The sequence below is a fragment of the Streptomyces antnestii genome, assembly GCF_004005495.1.
GTDB lineage: Bacteria > Actinomycetota > Actinomycetes > Streptomycetales > Streptomycetaceae > Streptomyces > Streptomyces antnestii.
This window is the reverse complement of record NZ_RZYA01000023.1, coordinates 104,704-128,716: the sequence shown is the minus strand read 5'-3', so window position 1 is coordinate 128,716 and position 24,013 is coordinate 104,704. Positions and strand designations below refer to the sequence as shown.

The following is a 24,013-nucleotide window of genomic DNA, read 5'->3' as shown; positions in this document are numbered from 1 at the left end:
CGTGGCGTCAGGCCGCATAGTCGGTGCCGTGAAGGATCACTGGACCGTGGGACGCGTGGCCGAGCTGGCCGGCGTGAGCGTCCGCACGCTGCATCACTATGACGAGATCGGGCTCGTCCGGCCGTCGGCGCGGACCGCGGCCGGGTACCGGGCCTACTCGGCGGGCGACGTGGAGCAGCTCAGGGAGGTGCTGGCCTACCGGCGCCTCGGCTTCGGGCTGCGGGAGGTCGCCGAACTGGTCGGCGACCCGTCCACCGACGCGGTCGCGCACCTGCGCCGGCTGCGCGGCCTGCTGGTGGAGCGGCGTGATCGCGCCGCCGCCATGGTGGCGGCCATCGACAGGGAACTCGAGGCACGGGCGAAAGGGCTGACAGTGACACCGGAGGAGCAACTGGAGGTGCTCGGTGCACGGCTGTACGACGCGATCGGCGGCGCCTACACCGCGACACGGCGTACCGAGCCGCGGATCGCCGCGCAGATCTCGGACGCGCTCGGGGACGCGCGGACAGTGCTGAACGTCGGGGCCGGCACCGGTTCCTACGAGCCCGGCGACCGGGAGGTGACCGCGGTGGAGCCGTCGGAGGTCATGCGGGGTCAGCGGCCTGCCGGCTCGGCGCCGTGCGTGGCCGCCGCCGCGGAGGATCTGCCGTTCGCGGACCGGTCCTTCGACGTCGCGATGGCCGTCTCCACCGTTCACCACTGGAGGGACCCGATGGCGGGGCTGCGCGAGATGCGGCGCGTGGCCCGCCGCGTGGTGGTGCTCACGTTCGACACCGACGAGCCCGGATGGCAGGACCGGTTCTGGCTCACCCGCGACTACCTGCCCGAATTCGCCGCCGTCCTCGCGGAGTTCCCCTCGCTCGCCGGGATGGCCGACGCGATCGGCGCCCGCGCCGAACCGGTGCCCGTCCCGTGGGACTGCGCCGACGGCCTGTTCGAGGCGTACTGGCGCCGGCCGGAGGCGTATCTGGAGGATCACGTGCGCCGTGCGGTGTCGGTGTGGACGCGGGTCGGGCCGGAGGCCGAGCGGCGGGCGGTGCGACGCCTCGGCGACGACCTCGACTCCGGCCGGTGGGCCGAGCGCAACAGCGACCTCGCTCACCTCGACGCGGCAGATCTCGGCCTCCGCCTGCTCATCTCCTGATCGGCCTCCGACTACTCATCTCCTGCTGCATCTCTCTTCGTGTGGTGGGTTCTGTCGTCGGGTGCGCGGGCCTGGAGGACGAGGACCGAGAGGTCGTCCTCGACCGGGCCCGTTCCGAAGTCGTGTGCCGCTCGGCGTACGTGTTCCGCGAGTGCCTTCGCACCGAGGCCGAGGCCCTGACGCAGCACGTCCGCCAGGCCGTCGTTGTCGTCCAACTGCCAGTTGCCGCGGCGGCGTTCGGTGACGCCGTCGGTCACGCACAGCAGCGTTTCGCCGGGCGCGAGGTGGAAGCCGGTGGCGCGGAACTCGGCGCCCTCGTCGATGCCGAGGAGCATCTGGGGTTCGCAGGCCGGTTCCACCCGGCCGTCGGTGAACAGGTGCAGGGGCAGGGGGTGGCCGGCGCTGGCGATCCGGCAGCGGGCGCCCGGCAGGCGGGGGTCGACGGCAAGCTCCCCGTAGAGCAGGCTCAGAAAGCGGGTGGCGGCCTGTTCGCCGTTGGCCGCGATGGCCTCGGCGCTCTCCTCCGCCATGGCGATGTTCAGCCGGTCGAGCACCGACTCGACGCCGTGGCCCTCGCGTGCCAGGAGCCGTACGAGGTGCCGGGCGAGGCCGGTGACGGACATCGCCTCAGGGTCCTTGCCCTGCACGTCGCCGAGCAGGAAGCACCAGCGGCCCTCGCCCATCGGGAAGACGTCGTAGAAGTCGCCGCCCACGGTCTGGCCCTCGCCGTGCGGCTCGTAGACGATCGCGGTGTCCACGCCCGCGATGCTGGCGAGGGTCGGCGGCAGCTGTCTGCGCTGGAGCGCGACGCTGATCGTCGTCTGCTTCATGTACTGGCGGGCGGTGACCACGGCCTGCGCGACCCGGCGGGCCACGTCGTCGAGCATGCGGACGACGGCGTCGGTCATGTGCAGCTGACCGGCGCGGCCGAGCAGCAGCACGCCCACGTCGGTGTCGCGGACGGCCAGCGGGAAGGCGAACGCCGAGCCGCCCGTGCGGTCGGACCCGCCGCTCTCCGGCCACGGCCAGGGGGTGCCGCCGGCCCGGATCCCGGCGGTCGGCGGAACCCGCTCCAGTTCCTCGCGCAGCGCCACGATGCGCCCCTCGTCGACATGCCAGACCCGTGAGAGCTGCAGGCCGCCCCCCTGGGTCCGCAGCCAGATCCCGCACCAGTCCGCGAGCCGGGGCACGAGCAGCTGGGCCGCGAGCGCGGTGACCATGCTCTGGTCCAGTTGCCCGGCCAGGAGCTCGCTGGTCTCGGCGAGGAACGCCGGGCCGCTGTGGTCGACCCACTCGGCGGCGTACCCATGGCGGTGCGCGAGAGAGGACGACGGCCGGGCGGGACGGGATTCGGTGACGCGGGAACCGGCCCGTCCCGGCCCCGGCCCGGTCGTCTCGTCGGCACGGAGCGCGGTGGCGTCGGCGCCGGTGGCCGCCCCGGCCCCCGCCTCCGCCGCGGAGGCCTCCAGGCGGAACCACACCCGTTTCTCCGACCGCCGGTACGTCACACCCCAGGCCTGGGAGAGCGCGCTCACGAGCTGGAGGCCGTAGCCCGGCTCGCCCTGGTGGGCGTCCGCCCCGCCGCGTACGCCCCGGGAGGGGTGGCGGTCGGCGACCTCCACGACGACGGAGGGTCCGGTGTCCGGGTGCCGTTCCAGGCGGCAGACGACGTCGATGTCGGTGCCCGCGTACACGACGGCGTTGGTGACCAGTTCGCTGACGAGCAGGACGGCGTTGTCGACGAGGTCCTGCGGGACCGGCCCGGGAGCGGGTACGGGCTGCTCGTCGGGGGGTGTCACGGTGGCCGGTGTCCCGCCCGAGAGTGCCTCGCGCAGGAACCTCCGCGCGCGGGCGGCCGCGAGCTGGTTCGCCGGCAACTCCTTGCTGCACACGAATTCCGCCGCGTGTGCGGGCAACGGCATCACGGCGCCCCCTGGGTGCGCTGGCTACGCATGGGAGAAGTATTTTCGCGCCCTTTATAATATGACAAACATGCTGAAACAGGCCGCTGGCGAGCTCGATGGACTCCGGGCGGAGGGTGGTTCATGACCATGGACATGACTCGGCCCGAACCGGCCAGGCCGGTCACGGAAGCCGAAGGACAGTGGGTCCGCACGAGTGAGCTGCGCCCGCTCCTCGCCGCGATGAAGGCCCTGTGCGACGGAGACTTCTCGGCCCGTGCGGACGCCGTTCGGGAGGCCCGCGCGGACGCCGTTCGAGAGGCCCCCGCCGCCGTCTCCCGCACCCAGGACGACACCACTGCCGCCGCGCAGGACCCCGTGGTCGCGGAGATGAGCGCGGTCCTTCAGCAGATCATGACGCGGAACGCGCACCTCGCCTCCGAGCTCCAGCGCATCCGGCACGAGATCACCCGGCGGGGCCGGCTCGACGAGCGGATCTCGGCGAGTCCGGGCTCGGGCACGTGGACCACGAACGTAGAGGCGGCCAACACGGCGCTCGAAGCGCTGGTGGGGCCCGTCTCCAGGGCCACACGGGTCCTCGACGCCGTCGCGGACGGCGATCTGACCCAGCACGTCGACCTGCACGACGGCAGCCGCCAGCTCCGCGGCGATCTGCGGCGCCTGGGCATCGGCGTGAACCGCATGGTGGACCAGCTCTCCCTGTTCACCGGCGAGGTCACCCGCGTCGCCCGCGAGGTCGGCACCGAGGGCCGTCTCGGCGGCCGGGCCAAGGCCCAGGGCCTCTCGGGTGACTGGCTCCATGTGACCGAGGCGGTCAACACGATGGCGTCCCGCCTGACGGCGCAGGTGCGGGACATCGCGGTGGTCACGACGGCCGTCGCGCGCGGCGACCTGACGCAGCAGGTCACGGTCGAGGCCACCGGTGAGCTGCTTGAGCTGAAGCTCACCGTGAACACGATGGTGGACCAGCTGCGGGCGTTCGCCGACGAGGTCACCCGCGTCGCCCGCGAGGTCGGCACCGAAGGACAGCTCGGCGGACGCGCCCAGGTCAGAGGCGCCTCCGGGGTCTGGAAGGACCTCACCGACAACGTCAACTTCATGGCGTCCAACCTGACCTCGCAGGTCCGCAACATCGCCCAGGTGACCACCGCGGTCGCCAACGGCGACCTCAGCCAGAAGATCACCGTGGACGCGCGGGGCGAGATCCTCCAGCTGAAGTCGACGATCAACACGATGGTCGACCAGCTCTCCGCGTTCGCCGACGAGGTCACCCGCGTCGCACGCGAGGTCGGCACCGAAGGACAGCTCGGCGGACGCGCCCAGGTCAGAGGCGTATCCGGGGTCTGGAAGGACCTCACGGAGAGCGTCAACTTCATGGCCGACAACCTGACGTCCCAGGTCCGCAACATCGCGGCGGTCGCCACCGCCGTCGCGGAGGGCGACCTCGGCAAGACGATCACCGTGGAGGCCAAGGGCGAGATCCTCGAACTGAAGTCGACGATCAACACGATGGTCGACCAGCTCTCCGCGTTCGCCGACGAGGTCACCCGCGTCGCACGCGAGGTCGGCACCGAGGGCAACCTGGGCGGTCAGGCGCAGGTCAGGGGCGCTTCGGGGGTCTGGAAGGACCTCACCGACAACGTCAACTTCATGGCACTCAACCTGACCTCACAGGTCCGCAACATCGCCCAGGTGACCACCGCCGTCGCCAACGGCGACCTGTCCAAGAAGATCGACGTCGACGCGCGGGGCGAGATCCTGGAGCTGAAGGACACCGTCAACTCGATGGTGGAGCAGCTGCGGGGCTTCGCGGACGAGGTGACCCGGGTGGCCCGCGAGGTCGGCACCGAGGGGCGGCTCGGCGGCCGGGCCCAGGTGCACGGCGCGTCCGGTGTCTGGGAGAACCTCACGGACAACGTCAACTCCATGGCCGACAACCTGACCTCACAGGTCCGCAACATCGCCCAGGTCGCCACCGCCGTCGCGCGCGGTGACCTGTCGAAGAAGATCGACGTCGACGCGCGCGGCGAGATCCTGGAACTCAAGACGACGATCAACACGATGGTCGACACCCTCTCCTCGTTCGCCTCCGAGGTCACCCGCGTGGCCCGCGAGGTGGGCTCCGAGGGCCAGTTGGGCGGCCAGGCCCGCGTGGAGGGCGTCTACGGAACCTGGAAGAACCTCACCACCAGCGTCAACGACCTGGCCCTGAACCTGACCACCCAGGTGCGGGCGATCGCCGAGGTCGCCAGCGCCGTGACGCAGGGCGACATGTCCGGTTCCATCGCGGTGGAGGCCAAGGGCGAGGTGGCCACCCTCAAGGACAACATCAACCTCATGGTCGCCAACCTCCGCGAGACCACCCGGGCCAAGGACTGGCTGGAGTCCAACCTGGCCCGCATCGCCGCCCTCATGCAGGGCCACCGTGACCTGGTCGAGGTGGCGGACCTGATCCTGCGCGAGCTGACCCCGCTGGTGAACGCGCAGTACGGCGCGTTCTTCCTGGCCGGGGCGGGCGCGGAGCCGGGCGAGGACCTGGAACTCCTCGCGGGATACGGCACCGGGCAGGCGGAGGGCCGCACGCCACGTGCCCGGCTCAGCCCCGGCGCACCCGGCTGGGGTCTGATCACCCAGGCCGCCGGGGAGAAACGGCGGATCCTCGTGGACGCGGTCCCCGCGGACTACATCACCATCAGCTCCGGCCTCGGCGCCGCGCCGCCGGCCAGCATCGTCATCCTGCCGATCCTCTTCGAGGACCACGTCCTCGGCGTCATCGAACTCGCCTCGTTCAGCCGCTTCAGCGAGGTCCACCTCTCGTTCGTCGACCAGTTCGTGAACACCATCGGTGTCTCCATCAACACCATCATCGCCAACTCCCGTACGGAGTCCCTGCTGTCGGAGTCCCAGCGCCTCACGGCCGAACTGCGCCAGCGTTCCGACGAGTTGCAGATCACCAACGCCAAGCTGGAGGAGAAGGCGGCGCTGCTCGCCACCTCTTCCCAGTACAAGTCCGAGTTCCTGGCGAACATGTCGCACGAGCTGCGCACGCCGCTCAACTCGCTCCTCGTCCTTTCGCGGCTGCTCGCCGACAACCCCAGCGGCCGGCTCTCCTCGGAGGAGGTGGAGTTCGCCGTCACCATCCACCAGGCGGGCTCCGACCTGCTGCAGCTGATCAACGACATCCTCGACCTGTCGAAGATCGAGGCGGGCCGGATGGACGTGCACCCCAAGAAGCTGCCGCTGGCCAAGCTGCTCGACTACGTGCGGGCGACGTTCCAGCCGCTGTGCGGGGACCGGAATCTGTCCTTCGGGATCGAGGTCGGCGAGGGCGTCCCCTCCGAGCTCTTCTCCGACGAGCAGCGGCTCCAGCAGATCCTGCGCAACCTCCTGTCGAACGCGGTGAAGTTCACCTCGTCCGGCGGGGTGCGACTGAAGGTGGAGCGCGTGACCCCCTCGGACTTCGAGGAGGAGACGCTGCGCGACGCGGACGCCGTCATCGCCCTGTCCGTCGAGGACACGGGCATCGGCATCAAACCCGAGATGCTCGCGGGGATCTTCGAGGCGTTCCAGCAGTCCGACGGCGCCACCAACCGGAAGTACGGCGGCACGGGGCTCGGGCTGTCCATCAGCCGCGACATGGCGACCCTGCTCGGCGGCAAGATCGTCGCCGAGAGCGAACCGGGCGCCGGTTCCACGTTCACGCTCTTCGTTCCCGTGCACTACACGAGCCCCGCGGCCGAACCGCTCCCCTCGGGCGGCGCCGCACGGGCCATCACCGCACCCGGCTCGCCGGCCGGCCCTCCCGAGGCCCGCTCCGTACCGGCCGAGACCGACGAGTGGGAGGACGAGCACGCCGGCTGGCCCGAGACGACCCGGCTCAAGGACTGGCTCACCGGCAGCGCCGCCAGGGTGCTGGCCGACCGCCGCATCCTCATCGTCGACGACGACATCCGGAACGTGTTCGCGCTGACCCATGTGCTGGGCCGTGTCGGCATCACCGTCAAGTACGCCGAGAACGGCCGCGAAGGACTTGAGGTGCTCGACCGGACACCCGACGTGTCCCTGGTCCTGATGGACATCATGATGCCCGAGATGGACGGCTACGAGATGATCGCGGCGATGCGGCGCACGCCGCGCTTCGCCAACCTGCCGGTCATCGCGCTCACCGCCAAGGCCATGCCCGGCGACCGCGAGAAGGCGCTCGAGAGCGGCGCCGACGACTACATCCCCAAGCCGGTGGACGTCGACCGGCTGCTGACGGTGATCTGCCGGCTCCTCGACCCGCGGACCCACGCGGAACCGCCCGTGGACACCGCCGGCGAGGACACCCCGGGGCAGGGGTCATGACAGCGCCGCGGGGTGCGGCGTCGGACACGTCGAGCATCCTCATCGTCGACGACATGGAGGAGAACCTGGTCGCCCTCGAAGCCGTGCTCGGCTCGCTCGCCCGGGTGGTCCGCGCGCACTCGGGCGAGGAGGCGCTCAAGGCGATGCTGCGGCAGGACTTCGCGGTCGCGCTCATCGACGTCCTGATGCCGGGCATGAACGGCTTCGAGACCGCCGCCAACATCAAGGGCCTCGACCAGACCAAGGACATCCCGATCATCCTGCTCACCGGGGCGGCGGTCGACCCGAACTACGCCTACCGCGGATACACCGTCGGCGCGGCGGACTTCCTGATCAAGCCGTTCGACCCCTGGCTGCTGCGGACCAAGGTGAACGTCTTTCTGGAACTCCACCGCAAGAACCGCCAACTAGCGGACCAGGCCGAACAGTTGACGCGGCTGCTCGCGGTCGACGTGCCCGCGCAGCCCCCCGAGGAGCAGCACCGCCTCGCCGACGTCGAGCGTCAGCTCGCCCAGGTGAAGAGCATGCTGCGGGACGGGGAACGAACGGGTACCGAACCGTCGGGGCTCGCCGACCGCATCGCCGCCCTGGAACAGGCCATCGGCCGACTGGTGGAAGGCTCTGGGCGGTAGGGCCGCGTTGAAGTCTCCCGACGGGGGGCTGCGTCGATACATCCCGACGGCAGGGCCGCGTCGAATTGTCCCGACGGTAGCGGTGTGCGGGACGGTCAGGACACTTCGAGGGACACCTCGGTCGACTTGATCAGCGCGACCACCTGGGAGCCGGGCGCGAGCTCCAGTTCCGCGGCGGCGTCGGCCGTGATGGCGGAGGTCAGCTCGGCGCCGTTGACGGAGACCTTCACGCCGGCCATCGCGCCGCCGAGGGCGATCCCGGTCACGACGCCCTGCAGCCGGTTACGGATGCTCAGCCCCGACACCGCGCCGGTGGCCAGCGCGACCTCCGTGGACTTCACCAGGGCGCGGACGCGGACGCCGGGCGCGATGCCGAGCTCCTTGACCGCGTCGGCCGTGACCGCCGCCGTGAGCTCCTGCCCCTCGGCCAGCTCCACCTTCACGACGGCCATCACCGCGCCCTCCGCGACGGAGAGGACGGTGCCGGGGATCTGGTTGCGGATGCTCAGGCTCATGGCCGCGCCTCTGTTCTTCGCTGTTCTTGGTACGGGGTCCTTCGTGCGAGTTTCTTCGTAGTTTCTTCGCACGGAGTTCCTCGTACAGGTCAGTAAGTCCAGTCAAGCGCGTCGGGGTACGTCCAGCACCTCCACGGTGGCGCCGGAGAGCGCGCCGCCCGGCGGCACCACCGCGAGGCCGTCCGCGAGGACGAGGCCGCGCAGCATCGCGGGACCGTCGAACGGGAGGGGCGCCACGCCGTGGTCGGTGCGGAGTACGGGCAGCAGCCGGGTGTCCCGCGGGTGCCCCGGCAGCGCGGCGGCGGCGCGCACCCGGCACGGTTCCCCGTCCGCGTGCCCGCCGAGGCGCCGCAGCAGGGGCGCGGCCAGGGTCACCGTCCCGGCGACGGCGGCGAGCGGGTTGCCGGGCAGGCCGACGAGCCGCCGGGCCCGGCCGTCGGCGGCGGGCGGCAGCTCGGCGAGCAGCATGGGATGGCCGGGCCGTACGGCGACGGAGTCGACGAGGAGCCGGGCGCCCAGGCCATGGAGGGTGTCGTGCAGGAAGTCGACGGGGCCCGCGGCGGTGCTGCCGGTGGTGACCACGATGTCAGCGGCCGAGTGGCGTACGGCTTCCCGCAGGAGTCCGGGGTCGTCCGCCACCGCGCGACGGCTGACCGTCTCGGCGCCGCAGCTCAGGAGCCACGGCGGCAGCAACGGGCCGAGCGCGTCGCGCACCCGGCCGTCCCGGGGCACCCCGGACTCCAGCAACTCGTCGCCGAGGACGAGGAGTTCCACGGTGGGGCGGCGGTGTACGGCCAACCGGTCGTACCCGGCGGCCGCCGCGAGGCCGAGGACGGCCGCGGTGACCGTGGTGCCGGCCGGGATCAGCGGCTCGCCCGCGTGGCACTCCTGGCCGCGCGGGCGGATGTCGCGGCCCGGCTCCGGACCGGCGGGGTGCAGGTGCAGCAGGTCGCCCCCGGCGTCGACGGTGCCGTGTTCCCTGCGCAGTACGGCCGTCGCGCCCTCCGGCACCCGTGCGCCGGTGGCGATGGGAACGGCGGTGCCGTGATCGAGGAACCCGGAGTGGTCGCCGGCGAGGACGGCGGCGCCGCCCGTCCGCCACGGCCCCGGTCCTGCCACGGCCCAGCCGTCCATCGCGGACGTGTCGAACGGCGGCAGGTCGGTGAGCGCCGTCAGCGGTTCGGCCAGCGCGTGGCCGAGGGCGTCGCCGAGGGGGCGGGTGACGACGGGCAGCGGCTGCCGGACACAGCCCCTGGCGAGCGTGCGGGCCTGTTCCCACGGCACGGCGGCGATGGTCGTCGCCGGGCCCGCGGTGTTCGGGTGTGCCACGGTCATGCGGTTCCCTCGCTTTTCTCGGGCTCGGCGATTCGGGGGTGCGGTTCGACTGTCGCCGACGTCGGCCACCGTCGGAAGTTCCACAGAAGTCGCCGAATGCGCAGAAGTCAAAGCGGAATTCCCCATCACGTGATCGGCCGAGGTTATCAGGCCGCACGGTCCAGAGACACAGTCCCGACAGCCCAGGCGGGACAAGGCCAGCAGGCCGATAGGCGGCGCCGATCACGTCATCGAGCACCCCTCTTTGACGCCGCCCGCAGTTTGTTGGACACTACACGCGCACCGCACGCTCGGATAAAAACGCTCGAATAAAGCCGCAGAAGTAGAACTCGAACGGTATCCGTAAAAGGGCATCGCAAAAAGGCATCACAATAAGGCATCCGCGCATTCGATTCCGCCATGGAAAAGAGCGGGAGCGCGATACGCACGGCAGGGAAGAGGCAGAGCAGAGCATGAGCAGCATCGAGGACCCGATCGATGACCTGTCGGTGACCCCGCCGAAGACCTATGCGGCCGGCGTTCCCGCGGTCACGCACGCGCTGCGGTACTCGCTGGAGCAGACCTCGGTCAAGCGCACCGCTCTCACGCTGCTGAACATCAACCAGGCCAAGGGCATCGACTGCCCCGGCTGTGCCTGGCCCGAGCCCAAGCCGGGCCAGCGCCACATGAACGAGTACTGCGAGAACGGCGCGAAGCACATCAACGACGAGGCCACCTCGCGCCGCGTCACCCGCGAGTTCTTCGCCGAGCACTCGATCGCCGAGCTGGACGGCAAGTCCGACTACTGGCTCAACCAGCAGGGCCGGCTGACCGAGCCGATGGTCAAGCGTCCCGGCGCGACCCACTACGAGCCGATCGACTGGGACGAGGCCCTCGGCCTGCTCGCCGACGAGCTCAAGGCTCTTGCCTCCCCCGACGAGGCCCTCTTCTACGTCTCCGGCCGGCTCAGCAACGAAGCGGCGTTCCTGCTCCAGCTGTTCGCCCGCGCGTACGGCACGAACAACCTGCCGGACTGCTCCAACATGTGCCACGAGTCCAGCGGATCCGCGCTGAACGAGACCCTTGGCACCGGCAAGGGCACCGTCTCCCTGGACGACATCCACAGCGCCGACCTGGTCTTCGTCGTGGGCCAGAACCCGGGCACCAATCACCCGCGCATGCTGTCGGCCCTCGAGGAGACCAAGCGCAACGGCGGCAAGGTCGTCGCGGTGAACACGCTGCCCGAGGCCGGGCTCATGCGCTTCAAGAACCCGCAGGTGCCGCGCGGCATCGTCGGGCGGGGTACGGCCATCGCCGACCAGTTCCTGCACATCCGCGCCGGCGGTGACCTCGCCCTGTTCCAGGCCCTCAACCGGCTCCTCCTCGAAGCCGAGGACGCGGCGCCCGGCACGGTCCTCGACCACGAGTTCATCGAGGCCCACTCCACCGGCTTCGCCGAGTTCTCCGAGCACGTGCGGCAGGTCACCTGGGAGCACGTCCTCGACGCCACGGGACTCACCCGCGAGGAGATCGAGGAGGTCCACCAGCGGGTCCTGGCGAGCAAGAACATCATCGTGTGCTGGGCGATGGGCCTCACCCAGCACAAGCACGGCGTCCCCTCCATCCGCGAGGTCGTCAACTTCCAGATGCTGCGCGGCAACATCGGCCGCCCCGGCGCCGGTGTGTGCCCGGTGCGCGGCCACAGCAACGTGCAGGGCGACCGCACCATGGGCGTGTGGGAGCGGATGCCGCAGGCGTTCCTCGACGCCCTTGGCACCGAGTTCGGCTTCACCCCGCCGACCAAGCACGGCCTCGACGCGGTGAACGGCATCCGCGCGATGTACGAGGGCCAGGCCAAGTTCTTCCTCGGTGTCGCGGGCAACTTCGTCCGGGCCACCCCCGACAGCGCGGTCACCGAGCAGGCGATGCGCGGCTGCCGCCTCACCGCCCATGTCTCCACGAAGCTCAACCGGTCCCACACCGTGTGCGGCGACATCGCGCTGATCCTGCCCACGCTCGGGCGCAGCGACAAGGACTTCCAGAACGGTGTGGAGCAGTTCATCACCGTCGAGGACTCCATGAGCGACGTGCACGCCTCGCGGGGCAAGCTGCCGCCCGCCTCGCCGCACCTGCTCAGCGAGGTGGCGATCATCAGCCGCCTCGCGAGCCTCACCCTGGGGGACATGCCGGCCCTGCCCTGGAAGGACTTCGAGGCGGACTACGGCACGATCCGTGACCGTATCTCCCGCGTCGTGCCGGGCTTCGAGAACTTCAACGAGAAGGTGTCGGTGCCCGGCGGGTTCAACCTGCCGAACCCGGCACGGTCGCGCACCTTCCGCACGCCGAGCGGCAAGGCCGTCTTCACGCGCAACGACTTCACGATGCCGCACGTCCCCGAGGGGCATCTGCTCCTGCAGACCCTGCGTTCGCACGACCAGTGGAACACCATCTGGTACGCGCCGAACGACCGTTACCGCGGCATCCACGACGCGCGCCGCGTCGTGATGGTGAACCCCGCCGACCTCAAGGACCTCGGGATCGCCGACCGCGACATGGTGGACCTGGTCAGCATCTGGACCGACGGCAGTGAGCGTCGTGCGGAGAACTTCCGCGTCGTCCCCTACCCGGCGAGCCGTGGCTCGGCCGCGGCCTACTACCCCGAGACCAACGTCCTGGTCCCGCTGGACAGCGTCGCCGACATCAGCAACTGCCCGACGTCCAAGGGAGTCGTGGTGCGGCTTGAGCCGGCGAGCTCCGCCGGCTGACCCCCGCACCCTCGCCCCTCGCGCGCCGCGCGTCATATCGTCGACACCATCGGAGCGCGGCTCCGAGGATTGGAGCACCACCATGGGACGTGTGACCGCGCGGCGGCGTGTGCTGCGGATCCGGGACGGGGTGTCCTCGTACCGGCCGGACACCCTGGCCGTCGAGGAACCGATGGAGATCAGGGTCGGCGGGCGTCCGCTCACCGTGACGATGCGCACGCCGGGCCACGACTTCGATCTCGCGGCCGGGTTCCTGGTGAGCGAGGGCGTGGTGCACTCCGCCGACGACGTCACGGCGATCCGGTACTGCGCGGGCGCCACGGCCGACGGCGGCAACACGTACAACGTGGTGGACGTCCTCCTGGCGCCCGGCGTGGCCGCGCCCGACGCCTCGCTCGAGCGGAACTTCTACACCACGTCCTCGTGCGGTCTGTGCGGCAAGGCCAGCCTGGACGCGGTGCGCACGTCGGCGGCGTGGACCGTCGCCGAGGATCCGGTGCGGGTCGGCCCCGACGTCGTGACGGCCCTGCCGGACCGGCTGCGCGAGGCCCAGAAGGTGTTCGACAGCACCGGCGGCCTGCACGCCGCCGGGCTCTTCACCGCCGACGGTGAACTGCTGTGCCTGCGCGAGGACGTCGGCCGGCACAACGCCGTCGACAAGGTCATCGGCCACGCCCTGCGCGAGGGGATGCTGCCGCTGCGCGGGACGGTCCTGATGGTGAGCGGCCGGGCCTCGTTCGAACTGGTGCAGAAGGCGCTGATGGCCGGGATCCCGATGCTGTCCGCCGTGTCCGCGCCGTCCTCGCTCGCCGTCGACCTGGCGGAGGAGAGCGGGCTCACCCTGATCGGGTTCCTGCGCGGCACCTCGATGAACGTGTACACGGGCGCCGAGCGGCTGGAAGCGGTGCCCGTGGCCTGACGCCGGACGCGTACGCGCCTGTCGAGGGCGCCCGATTCGCTTTCCCCCGGGCGCTCGGGTAGACCCGAGGCGTGCTGTTTCGCCAACTCGAATACCTCGTGGCCCTCTCGCGGGAGCGCCACTTCGCCCGCGCCGCCCAGGCCTGCTACGTGTCCCAGCCCGCCCTCTCCGAGGCGATCCGCAAGCTGGAGGACGAGCTGGACGTGCCGCTGGTCCGGCGCGGCCGCAAGTACGAGGGGCTCACGCCCGAGGGCGAACGCATCGTGGTGTGGGCGCAGCGGATCCTGGCCGACCGCGACGCCCTCAAGGACGAGGTGGGCGCGCTGCGCACGGGGCTCAGCGGCAGGCTGCGGATCGGTTCCGTGCCGACCGCGTCCGGCGCCGTATCCCTGCTGACCGGCCCGTTCTGCGCCACGCACCCGCTGGTGACGGTGGAGGTGATGGCGGACCTCCAGTCCACGGACATCCTCCGGCTGCTGCAGAACTTCGAGATCGACGCCGGCATCACCTACCTGCACGAGGAACTGTCGGAGAACTTCCTGACCGTCCCCCTGTACCGGGAACGGCACGTGCTGCTGATCACCTCCGCCGACGACCTGGCCCACCGGACGACGGCCACGTGGGCGGAGGCGTCGCGGCTGCCGCTGTGTCTGCTGAACCGGTCCATGCAGGGGCGCCGGGTGCTGGACGAGCTGTTCGCCGAGGCGGGGGCCCGGCCGGCGCCCCGGGTGGAGACGGATTCGGTGGCCGCGCTGTTCGCCCACGTCAGGACGGGCCGGTGGGCCAGCATCGTGCCCCACACGTGGCTGCACGTGTTCGGCGTCCCGCACGGCATGCGGGCGGTGCCGCTCGTCGATCCGGCCAGGACGGTGCCGGTCGGCCTCGTCGTCACGGCCCGCGAGCCGGGTTCGGTCATGGCCCGCGCCCTGACGGAGGTCGCCCGGCACACCGACCTGGCGAGCACCCTGGAACACCTTCCCGGCGATCCGGCGGGTGAGTGATGCGGGCTTCTCAGTGGGCTTCTCAGTCGCCGTGGGCTTCTCAGTCGCCGAGCGACACCACGGTGACCGTCGCCTCGCCGTCGGGCGCGTCATAGCTGACGCGGTCGCCGGGGCGAGAGCCGAGGAGCGCGCGGCCGAGCGGGCTGTCGGCGGTGACCAGCGTCCGGTCGAGGACCGCGGCGCCCGCGCCGACCTGGAGCGTCGCCACCGACCCGTCCGCGTACCGCACGGTGACGGTGCTGCCCACGCCGACCGCGTCGGTGCGGGGCGGGCCCGCGTCGCTCGCGGCGCGCAGGCGTACGTCGATGTCGTCGAGGCGCTCGTCGAGGCGGTCGACCTCGTCGGAACGCAGCAGTTCGTCGGCCTGGTCGGCGCGGTCGCCCACCTCGGTGGTGTCCTGCAACGTGGCGGCGTCCGCGTCGCGTTCGGCTCTCACGTGGGCGCGTTCCCGCTCCAGCGCGCGGCGTTCGGCGGCGCTCATCGGTTCGGGTTCTGAGGTCATTCCCGCTGCCTCGCCTTTCGTGGTGGTGTGACGGTCGGCCCTGGCGGGTCAGCTCTGGCGCCTGCGGGAAGGTGGCGCGGCGGTCGGCATCTGGCCGCGGTCGACCTGCCGGTCGATCTCGTCGTGCACCTCCTCGTACAGGTCCTCGGGTCCCTTCTCCTTCTTCACGCGGATTCCCACGGCCCGTTCGTCGTCCCGGGTCCGCCGGTCGAGTTCGTCCGGGTCGGGGCGCAGGGGCAGGCCCCGCGCGTGGCTGTCGTACGTGTCGCCTGCGACGGCTCCGTTGGGCTTGTGGTGACGGACCATGTGTCCTCCTCAGTTCTGCGCGCTGCCGGCGTCCACGGTGGCGTTCTTGCGCACGGTGCAGTGGAGGGTGTCGTTCTCCACGTCGGCGACGATGGTGTCGCCCGGCTCCGCGTCGCCGCTGAGCAGGATCGACGCGATGCGGTTGTCGAGTTCGGCCTGGATGGTGCGCCGCAGCGGGCGCGCGCCGAACTCGGGCTGGTGGCCGTGCGCGACGAGGAGCTTCTTGGCCGCTTCCGTGACGTCCAGGGTCATGCCCTGCGCCGACACCCGGCGCTTGCTCTGGTCCAGGAGGTGCTCCACGATCTCCGACAGATCGTCCTCGCTGAGGCTGTGGAAGATGATGATGTCGTCGATGCGGTTGAGGAACTCGGGCAGGAACCGGCCCTGCAGGTCCTGCATCAGGTCGTCCTTGATCTCGGACACGTCGCCGTGGTGCGCGAGGATGCGGTGGGCGCCGATGTTGGACGTCATGATGACGACGCAGTGCCGGAAGTCGACGGTGCGGCCCTGACCGTCCGTCAGGCGTCCGTCGTCGAGGATCTGCAGCAGGGTGTTGAACACGTCGGGGTGGGCCTTCTCCACCTCGTCGAACAGCACCACGCTGTACGGCTGCCGGCGCACCTTCTCGGTGAGCTGGCCCGCCTCCTCGTATCCGACGTATCCGGGAGGGGCGCCGACGAGGCGGGCGACGGTGTGCTTCTCCTGGAACTCGCTCATGTCGAACCGGATCATGTGATCCTCGTCGCCGAACAGCAACTCGGCGAGTGTCTTGGCGAGTTCGGTCTTGCCGACGCCGGTGGGGCCGAGGAAGAGGAACGAGCCCACGGGGCGGTTGGGGTCGCCCATGCCGGCGCGGTTGCGGCGCACCGCCTCCGAGACCGCGGTGACCGCCTCGTCCTGGCCGACGATCCTCGCGTGCATCTCCGCTTCGAGGTTGAGGAGCTTCTCCTTCTCGCTGGCGGTGAGCTGGGAGACAGGGATGCCGGTGCGGCGCGAGACGATGTCGGCGATGTCGGACGCGGTGACGGAGACGACGCCCTCGCGCCGCTCCTCGATCCCCGCGAGTTCGCCCTCGATCCCGGCGATCTGCTTCTTGAACTCCGACGCCTTCTCGAAGTCCTCGGAGGCCACCGCCTGTTGCTGTTCACGCCGCAGCTTGGCGATACGGTCCTCGCGGCTGACGACCTCGGTGGAGCGGCCGGCGCTGCGCAGCCGTACGCGCGCGCCCGCCTGGTCCATCAGGTCGATGGCTTTGTCGGGCAGGTACCGGTCGCTGATGTACCGGTCGGAGAGCTCGGCCGCCGCCGCGAGCGCGCCGTCGGCGAACCGGACCTGGTGGTGGGCCTCGTACGCGTCCCGCAGCCCTTCCAGGATCTGCACCGTCTGCTCGACGGTCGGCTCCGGGATCAGCACGGGCTGGAAGCGGCGCTCAAGCGCGGCGTCCTTCTCGATGTGCTTGCGGTACTCGTCGATGGTCGTCGCACCCACGAGCTGCAGCTCACCGCGCGCGAGCGCGGGCTTCAGCATGTTGCCGGCGTCCATGGACCCCTCGCCGGTCGCGCCGGCGCCCACGACGGTGTGCAGTTCGTCGATGAACAGGATGATGCTGCCTGCGGCCTCCTGGACGTCCTCGATGACCTTCTTCAGCCGCTCCTCGAACTGGCCGCGGTACTGCGCGCCGGCGACCATGCCGGACAGGTCGAGGGAGACAACTCGCTTGTCCTTCAGGGTTTCCGGGACCTCGCCCGCCACGATGCGCTGGGCCAGACCCTCCACGATGGCGGTCTTTCCGACGCCGGGCTCACCGATGAGGACGGGGTTGTTCTTGGAGCGCCGCGACAGGATCTCGACGGTCTGCTCGATCTCCTCGGCCCGGCCCACCACGGGGTCGAGTTTCCCGGCCTTCGCGTCCTCGGTCAGGTCCCGCCCGTACTCGTCGAGCGTGGTGGCCGGCTTCTTCGCCTCCGCGGCGAACCCCTCCGGGCGGGCCGTCTGGTCCGCGAGTCCTTCGAGCCGCTCCGGGTCCATGCCCTGCGCGCGCAGGAGCCTCGCGGCACCGCTGTCGGAGCCGTCGAGGAGCGCGGCGAGGATGTGCTCGGGCCCGATGTACGAGGCGCCGGCCGCCTGCGAGTGGGAGTAGGCGGCCTGGAGTGTGCGTTTGGCCGCCGGGGTCAGTCCCGGCTCGGCGGACGGCTGGCCCGACTCCTGCGGGAGGACCGCGGCGACCTCCGTGGCGAGCGCGTCGGGGTCCACGCCGATCTGGGAGAGGAGCTTGCGGGTGGGGTCGACCTTCGTCGTCGCCCAGAGCAGGTGGTCCGTGTCGAGGTCCTGGGTTCCGTCCTCCACCGCTTTCCGCGCGGCCAGATTGAGGAGTTCCTGCGACGAGTCCGTCAACAGCCGTCCGATCGGCACGCGTTGGACCGCAGGCGGAGAGGAAGCGGGCGACATTCCGAAGAACCGGTTGAACAACTCGCCGAATGGATCCGAGGAACCGAAATCCGAACCGAAAGACATCGACATGGCCGCTCCAGACGCCGCGAGAGATTGCTACCAGCCAAGCGCGATGTCCGCCGGCCCGCAAGCGCAGGGAAAACGGCGCAGCGGCTGCCCATTCCTCCCGGAGGTTTTATCCTCACGGAGGGATTTACCGGCACCCGAACTCGATGACGGTGCGGGGCCCGGCGGGCGTGACCGTGCCGAGGACGAGCCCCGCGTCATGGGCCAGCTCGGTGAGCCGGTCCAGACCGCGCTCCCGGCCCAGGAAGTAGGCGAGCATACGCACGTCCATCTCCGTGCTGACGTGGTCGCCGCCCTGCGTCTGCTCGACCACGAGGACCTTGCCGTCGGGATGTGCGGCGTCCGCGCAGTTCCGGAGGATGCGGCGCGCGTCGTCGTCGCCCCAGTCGTGGATCACCCGGGAGAGGACGTAGCCGCCCGCGCCGGCGGGCAGCGGCTCGAAGAAGCTGCCGGTCGTCACGGTCCCGCGATCGGTGAGACCGGCTTCTGTCAGGGCCTCGGCGGCGGTGGCGGACGGCGCGGCGAGGTCGAGCACGGTTCCGCGGAGCGTGGGATGGGCGCGCAGCAGGGCGATCAGCAGCGATCCGTTGCCGCCTCCCACGTCGACGACGTCGCCGAGGGCCGACCAGTCGTACGCGGCGGCGACGGTCGCCGCTTCGGCGTTCAGCTCGCGGCCCATCAGCGTGTCGAAGGACGCGGCCCTGCCCGCGTTCCCCGCGAGGTCCTCCCAGAAGCCGAGCCCGAAGTACCGGGGAAAGGCGGGCTCACCGGTGCGCACCGTGTGCAGGAGTTCCACGACGGACAGGTCGGCGTGCCCGATGGCCCCCTCCAGGTCGATCGTCGCCCGGACGCCCTGCGGGTGATCGTCACGCAGCCACTGGCCCGCGTCGGTGAGCGCGTAGTTGCCGTCCTCGTCGTGGCGCAGGAACCCGGCGGTGACGAGATGGTCCAGTACACGTACGAGCGGGTCGGCCGAGGCGGAGAGGCGGGCGGCGAGGTCCTTGCCCGAGGTGACTCCCTCGGTGATCGCGTCCGCGACCCGCAGCGTCGCCGCCACCCGCAGCGCCATGGGCGTGATCAGATCGGCCGCGGGCCAGAGCGGCCCGCCCCACGCCTCGTCCACCTGGTTCCGTTCCTGGTCCTTGTCCGTCACCGGGCCTCCTTCAGGCCGTACGTCGACGTCCCCGTCGAATCGTCTGCCGTCGCCCGTACCCGCGCCGGCGGAATACCAAGCGGAAATGCCACGTGGGAATTCCGGGGATTACCGGCCGAACCGGCTGAACCGGCTGAACCGGCCGGTTCATTTCACGATTCGATCTGTTCGGCTTCCTGTCCGTCCGTCTCCGAATGCAGGCAGCGCACGACGAGAAGGGTCGCGTCGTCGCTCTGGTCCGGGCCGGCCATCTCCCGCACGACGTCCTGCGCGTAGCGTTCAAGGCCGTCGTGGGCGGGCGCGATGCCCGCGCGGGCCAGCCGCTCCGCCACGTCCAGGAGGCGGGCCGTGTCGGTGTCGAGGTCGCTGCCCCGCCGCTCGACGAGGCCGTCGGTGTACATCAGGATCACGTCGCCCGGGCTCTCTCCGCCGCGCGGTACGACTCCCCCGGCACGACCCCGAGGGGCAGGCCGGGTCCGCCCGGAGGGTCCGGGAGCGGGTGAACTCGTGTTCCCCGCACCAGGACCGGAGGAGGGTGGCCGGCGCACGTCCAGCGCAGGAGGGAAGCGCCGGGGCGGTAGCGGGCCACGATCGCGGTGGCGGTGGACTCCGGCCCGTCGTCGCAGGCGACCTGGTTGAGCCAGGTGGTCAGCTTCTCGACCGGCTCCTCCGTGTAGGCGAGACCGGCCAGCGCGTAACGGAGCTTGGCCATGAGCGTGACGGCTTCGACGCCGTGTCCCCGGGCGTCGCCGATCGCCAGGAGTGCCCGGCCGTTGGGCAGCACGCGGGCCTTGAACCAGTCTCCGCCCACCCCGGCCGCGCCCGGGTCCGGGTGGTACACGGCCGCGGCCTCCAGGCCCAGTGGGGCGAGGGGGTTCGCGAAGCGCGGCACCACCGCCTCGCGCAGGGTGTCGGCCACGTCGGTGAGGGCGTGCGAGCGCTCCCGCTCCCTGAGCACCTCGCGTTCGGCGTGCCGGGCGCGCTCGCTGCTGCGCCGGCCGCGGGTGATGTCCATCATGACGCCGCGTACGCCCCAGACGGGGCCGCCGGGGATCCGCACGGGTTCGGCCGCGAACCGTACGACGCGGGCGCTCACCCGGGCGAGGGTGAGTTCGCACTCGGCGGCGCGGCCGCGCAGGATCACGTCGTACAGCACCTCGTAGAGGGCGTCGAGGTCGCGCCTGTCGGTCATGGCCGCCAGATCGAGGAGGCCGGGGACCGGTGCGCCGGCGGGGAGGCCGAGGACCTGGCGCACCGCGAACGAGCCGAGGACCGAGCCGTCGCCGAGGTTCCACTCCGCCCAGCAGTACCGGGCCAGGCGCTGGGCGGCCCGGCTCAGCGCCGCTCGGTGCCCCCGCTCCCAGGTCAGCAGGAGCTGGCTGCCGCAGCGGGCCGCACGCACCTCGTTGCTGATGCGCACGACCTCCCCGCCGGGCGTCTGCAGGAACCACTCGCCGGACACGGGTCCCTGCGGCTCGCCGGTGCGGTACGCGTCGGTGAGCAGGAGCGGCACCCCGCTGTCCGCCATGCCGGGGAAGAGGTCGAACAGCCGCACGAGGCCCGGCCAGGGCCGGGACCACGACTCCCAGTCGGGCGCGACGGCGTCGGCGTAGCGGCGGCACGCCGCGTTCTGCCCCGCGTACAGGAAGTCGAGCGTGCCGTCCCCGGCGGGGACCGGTGTGATCAGGAGCCCGGGGACGGGCATCGCGTCGAAGAGTTCCCGGGCCTCGCACAGCGGCGTCCTGCCGGCGTCCCCGGCCGGGACAGCCCCCGCGGCCGGCCCGCCCGTGTACCGCTCCCGCCGGCCGACGTACGCGTGGATCCGGCGCCGCTGCTCCGCGATCAGTTCCTCGACGGCGTGCAGTTCGAGGCGGGTGTGGCTGTCGTCCCTGCCGTCCATCCCACCGTTTCCCGGTCGTGCCACTGCGCCCTCCGGGGTCAGCCGGTGACGATGCCCGTGACGAGGTTGATGGTCGTGGCGAGGATGCTGGTGCCGAACACGTAGGACAGGAGGGTGTGCCGCAGCACCACGGCACGGATCTGCGTGCTCGACACATTGGTGTCGGACACCTGGTAGGTCATGCCGAGGTTGTAGCTGAAGTAGAGGAAGTCGCTGTACCTGGGCGGGTCGTCGGAGTTGAAGTCGATCCCTTTGCCGGCGGTGTAGTAGAGGTAGGCGTACCGCGTGGCGTACATCAGGTGGAGCGCCGCCCAGGCCATGAACACGCCGCCGAGCGCGACCGCCGCCGCGGCGTGGCCGCTGTCGGACTTGCCCAGCAGGAGCAGCAGCACGGTGGCGATCAGGCCGCACAGGGCGACGGCGACGATCACGAGCTCGTCGGTGACGGGCCGGAAGTCCTCGCGCCGGGCGTTGGCGCGGGTGGCGGCGGCGTCCATGGGCCAGAGCACCGCCCAGCCGGCCAGCAGGAAGGCCAGTTCCGTCGCGGCGATGGCGGAGAGAACACCCAGTGGGATGTTGGTCGTCACGCCGACGACCGCACCGGCGACGGCCCCCAGAAACACGGCCGCACCCAGCCGGGGAACCGCGGACAAGGGCAGCCAGGCGCTCATGGCCGCCACAGTAGCGTTTCCCTCCTACCCTGGCCCGGCGAAGCCGGGGGCGGGCTTGCCCGACCGGCGAAGCCGCGGGGGTAGGGGCCCTGGCGGCGAAGCCGGGGGTAGGGGCCGTGGCGGCGAAGCCCAGGGATAGGGGCCCGGGCGGGGAGCCGGCGCCAGGAAGCCCGGTCGGCGAAGCCCTGGGCGGGCAAGCCCGGGGTAGGCAAGCCCGGCCGGCGACGCCCGGGGTAGGGAGCTCGGGCAGGGAGCCCGGCCGGCGAAGCCCAGGGACAGGGGCCCGGCGGGGGGCCGGCGCCAGGAAGCTTGGCCGGCGAAGCCCAGTCGGCGAAGCCCGAGCGGGGAAGCCCGAGCGGGGAAGCCCGAGCGGGAGCCCTGCTGGCAAAGCCGGGGCGGCGAAGCCCAGGGCGCGGAAGCCCAGTCGGCGAAGCCCCGGTCGGGGAGCCTGGCGGGCAAAGCCTGGGCGGCGAAGCCCGGGGCCGGGAAGCGTGGCTGGCAAAGCCTGGGCGGGGAAGCCCGGGGCCGGGAAGCGTGGCTGGCGAAGCCCGGGGCGGTGGGTGGGCGGGACCGGTGATATACACCGGACATGTCCTCTCGCCGCCGTTCCTTTCCCGCTGTGACCAGGCACGGGCGGCGGCTCCAGGTGACCGGCGCGGTGCGCCTGCTCTCCCCGCGCGGGTCCCTCACGCTGCACCGGGCGGACGGGGCGCTGCTCTTCGCCGTACGCGGTGCCCTCGCCATGGCGCTCGTCGCGCTGCCGGTGGCGATCGCGGGGCGGCCCGGCCTTTCCGTCTACGCGATGCTCGGCGCCTTCACCACCACCTTCGGGCGCAACCTCCCCTACCCGCGCCGGGCGCGCGTGCTCGCGCTCGTCGCGGTGGCCATGACGGCGTGCGTGGGCAGCGGGTCCGCGCTCGCCGCGTGGGTGCGTCCGCACGCGGGCGGAGCGGGTGCCGCAGCCGTCGTCGCCGCGACGGCCGTGGTCGCCGGGCTCGCGAAGTGGGCGTGCGACGCGACCCGGTTGAGCGGGCTCGGCGCCGTACTGCTGCTGTTCTCGTTCGCGGTGGCGGCCAACGGCTCGCCCGCTCCCGCCGACGTCCTTCCACAGACCGCGCTGGCCGCGGCGGGCGCGGCCGTCGCCTGGGTGCTCGGTGTGTCGGGCCGGTTCGTCCACCCCGACCGGCCGCAGCGGTTCGCCGTGGCCACGGCCCTACGGGAGATCGCGGAGCTGCTGACCGGGCCGGTGTCCGGGGGCGACGCGCGGCGGGCGCGGCACCGCGCGACCGTCGCGGTCCTGCGGGCCTACCACTCGCTCGGCCTCGCCCCGCCCGCACAGGCACGCGAGGCCGGCCGCGAGGACACCTTCGTACGCCTCACCGACCTGTGCTGGTCGCTGCTGATCGGCTCCGCGCGCAGGCCGCCCGACGACCCCGCCGCCACGGCGGAACACCTGCGGGACCAGGCGCGTCTGCTCACCGAACGCAGCCGGCGGCCGCCCACGATGCTGCCCGAACTCTCCCGCCCGTACCCGCCCACGCCGGACGACCAGTCGCCTGCCGAACCGTCTTCTTCCGGACCGTCTCCTGCCGGACAGGACGGCCAGTCCCCCGCCGCACCCGACCGGTCCGTCGCGTGGCGTGCCACGGAACTGCTCATGGGGCACAGCACCGGCGGCCCCGAACACCGGGCCGTGCTGGCCGTTCCCGCGCTGCGGATGGTGCTGGGCACCGGCGTCGCGGGCGGGCTCGCCGTGGTCGCGGGCCTGGAGCACAGCTACTGGGCGTCGATCTCCGCCGCCGCCGTGCTGCACTCCGTCAACGTACGCACCACGGCACAGCGCGCCGTCCAGCGCACCCTCGGCACCGTCGTCGGACTGCTGCTCGCGCTCGGCGTGCTCGCCACCGACCCGGACCCGGTGGCCCTGGCCTGCGTGATCGTGCTCCTCGAATTCCTGCTGGAGTACTTCGTACCGCGCAACTACGGTCTGGGCGTCGTCTTCCTCACGCCGCTGGCCCTGCTCATGAGCGACCTGGCGTCGCCCGCCCCGGCCGGTTCCCTCGTGGCGGACCGGGTGCTGGGGAGCGTGCTCGGCATCGTCGTCGGGCTGCTCTGCGCGCTGCTGGTCTTCCATGACCGCGCCGCGGTGCGGGTCGAACGGGCGCTGGCCGCGTGTACGGAGGCGTCCGCACAGGCGGAGCGGTCACTGACCGGGCGGGCAGGACCCCCGCTGCCGGTCGCTCAGGTTCAACTCGTCGTGGCGGTCGTGGAGTTGAGGGATGCCGACGACGCGGCGGCGGGAGAACTGTGGCCGGCCGGAATCGACCCCGCCGAACTCGCGGCGGCCGAGCAACGCGCGTACCTGCTCCTGGAACGGCTCCACCACCTGCCCTAGGTGGCCGCCC

Annotated in this window: 17 protein-coding genes; 7 read left to right on the top strand and 10 right to left on the bottom strand. The window is 71.6% G+C overall.

The genetic code is table 11. The features are described 5' to 3' along the window. Positions 1 to 46 precede the first annotated feature (46 nt). A complete protein-coding gene (locus EOT10_RS34135) occupies positions 47 to 1,144 on the top strand; it encodes a MerR family transcriptional regulator (protein WP_189492420.1) in 1,098 nt (365 codons plus the stop codon). 11 nt (positions 1,145 to 1,155) lie between these two features. On the opposite strand, the gene EOT10_RS34130 is transcribed toward EOT10_RS34135, so the two are convergent. Then, positions 1,156 to 3,066 (bottom strand): SpoIIE family protein phosphatase, encoded by a 1,911-nt coding sequence (locus EOT10_RS34130; RefSeq protein ID WP_127832249.1) that lies wholly within the window; start codon positions 3,064 to 3,066, stop codon positions 1,156 to 1,158. A gap of 123 nt (positions 3,067 to 3,189) precedes the next feature. On the opposite strand from EOT10_RS34130, the gene EOT10_RS34125 reads away from it, so the two are divergent. Both EOT10_RS34125 and EOT10_RS34120 read left to right on the top strand, forming a co-directional pair. Further along, complete coding sequence (locus EOT10_RS34125) at positions 3,190 to 7,413, top strand: HAMP domain-containing protein (RefSeq protein WP_127832248.1); 4,224 nt, start codon at positions 3,190 to 3,192, stop codon at positions 7,411 to 7,413. After that, on the top strand, positions 7,410 to 8,045 hold the full coding sequence (locus EOT10_RS34120) for a response regulator (RefSeq protein WP_127832247.1): 636 nt from the start codon (positions 7,410 to 7,412) through the stop codon (positions 8,043 to 8,045). The genes EOT10_RS34125 and EOT10_RS34120 overlap by 4 nt, the downstream gene beginning before the upstream one ends. A 95-nt stretch (positions 8,046 to 8,140) precedes the next feature. Here EOT10_RS34120 and EOT10_RS34115 read toward each other — a convergent pair whose 3' ends face one another. Both EOT10_RS34115 and EOT10_RS34110 read right to left on the bottom strand, forming a co-directional pair. Then, the gene (locus tag EOT10_RS34115) at positions 8,141 to 8,560 is read right to left on the bottom strand and encodes a TOBE domain-containing protein (RefSeq protein ID WP_127832246.1); all 420 of its coding nucleotides are present in this window, start codon (positions 8,558 to 8,560) and stop codon (positions 8,141 to 8,143) included. Between the two features lie 102 nt (positions 8,561 to 8,662). Beyond that, on the bottom strand, positions 8,663 to 9,895 hold the full coding sequence (locus EOT10_RS34110) for a molybdopterin molybdotransferase MoeA (protein ID WP_127832245.1): 1,233 nt from the start codon (positions 9,893 to 9,895) through the stop codon (positions 8,663 to 8,665). Positions 9,896 to 10,347: 452 nt separating this feature from the next. On the opposite strand from EOT10_RS34110, the gene EOT10_RS34105 reads away from it, so the two are divergent. The 3 genes from EOT10_RS34105 (at position 10,348) to EOT10_RS34095 (ending at position 14,559) form a co-directional block, all read left to right on the top strand. Beyond that, complete coding sequence (locus EOT10_RS34105) at positions 10,348 to 12,639, top strand: FdhF/YdeP family oxidoreductase (protein ID WP_127832244.1); 2,292 nt, start codon at positions 10,348 to 10,350, stop codon at positions 12,637 to 12,639. A gap of 82 nt (positions 12,640 to 12,721) precedes the next feature. After that, positions 12,722 to 13,558 carry a formate dehydrogenase accessory sulfurtransferase FdhD gene (fdhD, locus tag EOT10_RS34100; protein WP_127832243.1) on the top strand — a complete coding sequence of 279 codons (837 nt, stop codon included), beginning with the start codon at positions 12,722 to 12,724 and terminating at the stop codon, positions 13,556 to 13,558. 71 nt (positions 13,559 to 13,629) lie between these two features. Further along, the gene (locus EOT10_RS34095; protein WP_127832242.1) at positions 13,630 to 14,559 is read left to right on the top strand and encodes a LysR family transcriptional regulator; all 930 of its coding nucleotides are present in this window, start codon (positions 13,630 to 13,632) and stop codon (positions 14,557 to 14,559) included. Between the two features lie 40 nt (positions 14,560 to 14,599). Here the strand turns inward: EOT10_RS34095 and EOT10_RS34090 are convergent, their stop codons facing one another. The 7 genes from EOT10_RS34090 to EOT10_RS34065 form a co-directional block, all read right to left on the bottom strand. Further along, the gene (locus EOT10_RS34090; RefSeq protein WP_127832241.1) at positions 14,600 to 15,061 is read right to left on the bottom strand and encodes a GreA/GreB family elongation factor; all 462 of its coding nucleotides are present in this window, start codon (positions 15,059 to 15,061) and stop codon (positions 14,600 to 14,602) included. 48 nt (positions 15,062 to 15,109) lie between these two features. Beyond that, a complete protein-coding gene (locus tag EOT10_RS34085) occupies positions 15,110 to 15,367 on the bottom strand; it encodes a hypothetical protein (RefSeq protein ID WP_127832240.1) in 258 nt (85 codons plus the stop codon). Positions 15,368 to 15,376: 9 nt separating this feature from the next. Next, positions 15,377 to 17,887, bottom strand: coding sequence for an ATP-dependent Clp protease ATP-binding subunit (locus EOT10_RS34080; protein WP_127832239.1), 2,511 nt, complete (start codon positions 17,885 to 17,887; stop codon positions 15,377 to 15,379). A gap of 124 nt (positions 17,888 to 18,011) precedes the next feature. Beyond that, on the bottom strand, positions 18,012 to 19,037 hold the full coding sequence (locus EOT10_RS34075) for a methyltransferase (protein WP_223281358.1): 1,026 nt from the start codon (positions 19,035 to 19,037) through the stop codon (positions 18,012 to 18,014). Positions 19,038 to 19,189: 152 nt separating this feature from the next. Then, positions 19,190 to 19,438 (bottom strand): serine/threonine-protein phosphatase, encoded by a 249-nt coding sequence (locus tag EOT10_RS42695; protein WP_262985461.1) that lies wholly within the window; start codon positions 19,436 to 19,438, stop codon positions 19,190 to 19,192. 5 nt (positions 19,439 to 19,443) lie between these two features. Next, on the bottom strand, positions 19,444 to 20,937 hold the full coding sequence (locus tag EOT10_RS42690) for a PP2C family protein-serine/threonine phosphatase (RefSeq protein WP_262985460.1): 1,494 nt from the start codon (positions 20,935 to 20,937) through the stop codon (positions 19,444 to 19,446). 38 nt (positions 20,938 to 20,975) lie between these two features. Further along, positions 20,976 to 21,608, bottom strand: coding sequence for a DUF1345 domain-containing protein (locus EOT10_RS34065; protein WP_127832238.1), 633 nt, complete (start codon positions 21,606 to 21,608; stop codon positions 20,976 to 20,978). A gap of 589 nt (positions 21,609 to 22,197) precedes the next feature. On the opposite strand from EOT10_RS34065, the gene EOT10_RS34060 reads away from it, so the two are divergent. After that, positions 22,198 to 24,003 carry an FUSC family protein gene (locus EOT10_RS34060; protein WP_127832237.1) on the top strand — a complete coding sequence of 602 codons (1,806 nt, stop codon included), beginning with the start codon at positions 22,198 to 22,200 and terminating at the stop codon, positions 24,001 to 24,003. The last annotated feature ends 10 nt before the right edge of the window (positions 24,004 to 24,013 follow it).

Bases quoted from the DNA above. Each gene is read 5' to 3' on its own strand.
- EOT10_RS34130 (WP_127832249.1), bottom strand. From the start codon at position 3,066: ATGCCGTTGCCCGCACACGCGGCGGAATTCGTGTGCAGCAAGGAGTTG.
- EOT10_RS34125 (WP_127832248.1), top strand. From the start codon at position 3,190: ATGACCATGGACATGACTCGGCCCGAACCGGCCAGGCCGGTCACGGAA.
- EOT10_RS34120 (WP_127832247.1), top strand. From the start codon at position 7,410: ATGACAGCGCCGCGGGGTGCGGCGTCGGACACGTCGAGCATCCTCATC.
- EOT10_RS34115 (WP_127832246.1), bottom strand. From the start codon at position 8,560: ATGAGCCTGAGCATCCGCAACCAGATCCCCGGCACCGTCCTCTCCGTC.
- EOT10_RS34110 (WP_127832245.1), bottom strand. From the start codon at position 9,895: ATGACCGTGGCACACCCGAACACCGCGGGCCCGGCGACGACCATCGCC.
- EOT10_RS34105 (WP_127832244.1), top strand. From the start codon at position 10,348: ATGAGCAGCATCGAGGACCCGATCGATGACCTGTCGGTGACCCCGCCG.
- fdhD (WP_127832243.1), top strand. From the start codon at position 12,722: ATGGGACGTGTGACCGCGCGGCGGCGTGTGCTGCGGATCCGGGACGGG.
- EOT10_RS34090 (WP_127832241.1), bottom strand. From the start codon at position 15,061: ATGACCTCAGAACCCGAACCGATGAGCGCCGCCGAACGCCGCGCGCTG.
- EOT10_RS34085 (WP_127832240.1), bottom strand. From the start codon at position 15,367: ATGGTCCGTCACCACAAGCCCAACGGAGCCGTCGCAGGCGACACGTAC.
- EOT10_RS34080 (WP_127832239.1), bottom strand. From the start codon at position 17,887: ATGTCGATGTCTTTCGGTTCGGATTTCGGTTCCTCGGATCCATTCGGC.
- EOT10_RS42695 (WP_262985461.1), bottom strand. From the start codon at position 19,438: ATGTACACCGACGGCCTCGTCGAGCGGCGGGGCAGCGACCTCGACACC.
- EOT10_RS42690 (WP_262985460.1), bottom strand. From the start codon at position 20,937: ATGGACGGCAGGGACGACAGCCACACCCGCCTCGAACTGCACGCCGTC.
- EOT10_RS34065 (WP_127832238.1), bottom strand. From the start codon at position 21,608: ATGAGCGCCTGGCTGCCCTTGTCCGCGGTTCCCCGGCTGGGTGCGGCC.
- EOT10_RS34060 (WP_127832237.1), top strand. From the start codon at position 22,198: ATGTCCTCTCGCCGCCGTTCCTTTCCCGCTGTGACCAGGCACGGGCGG.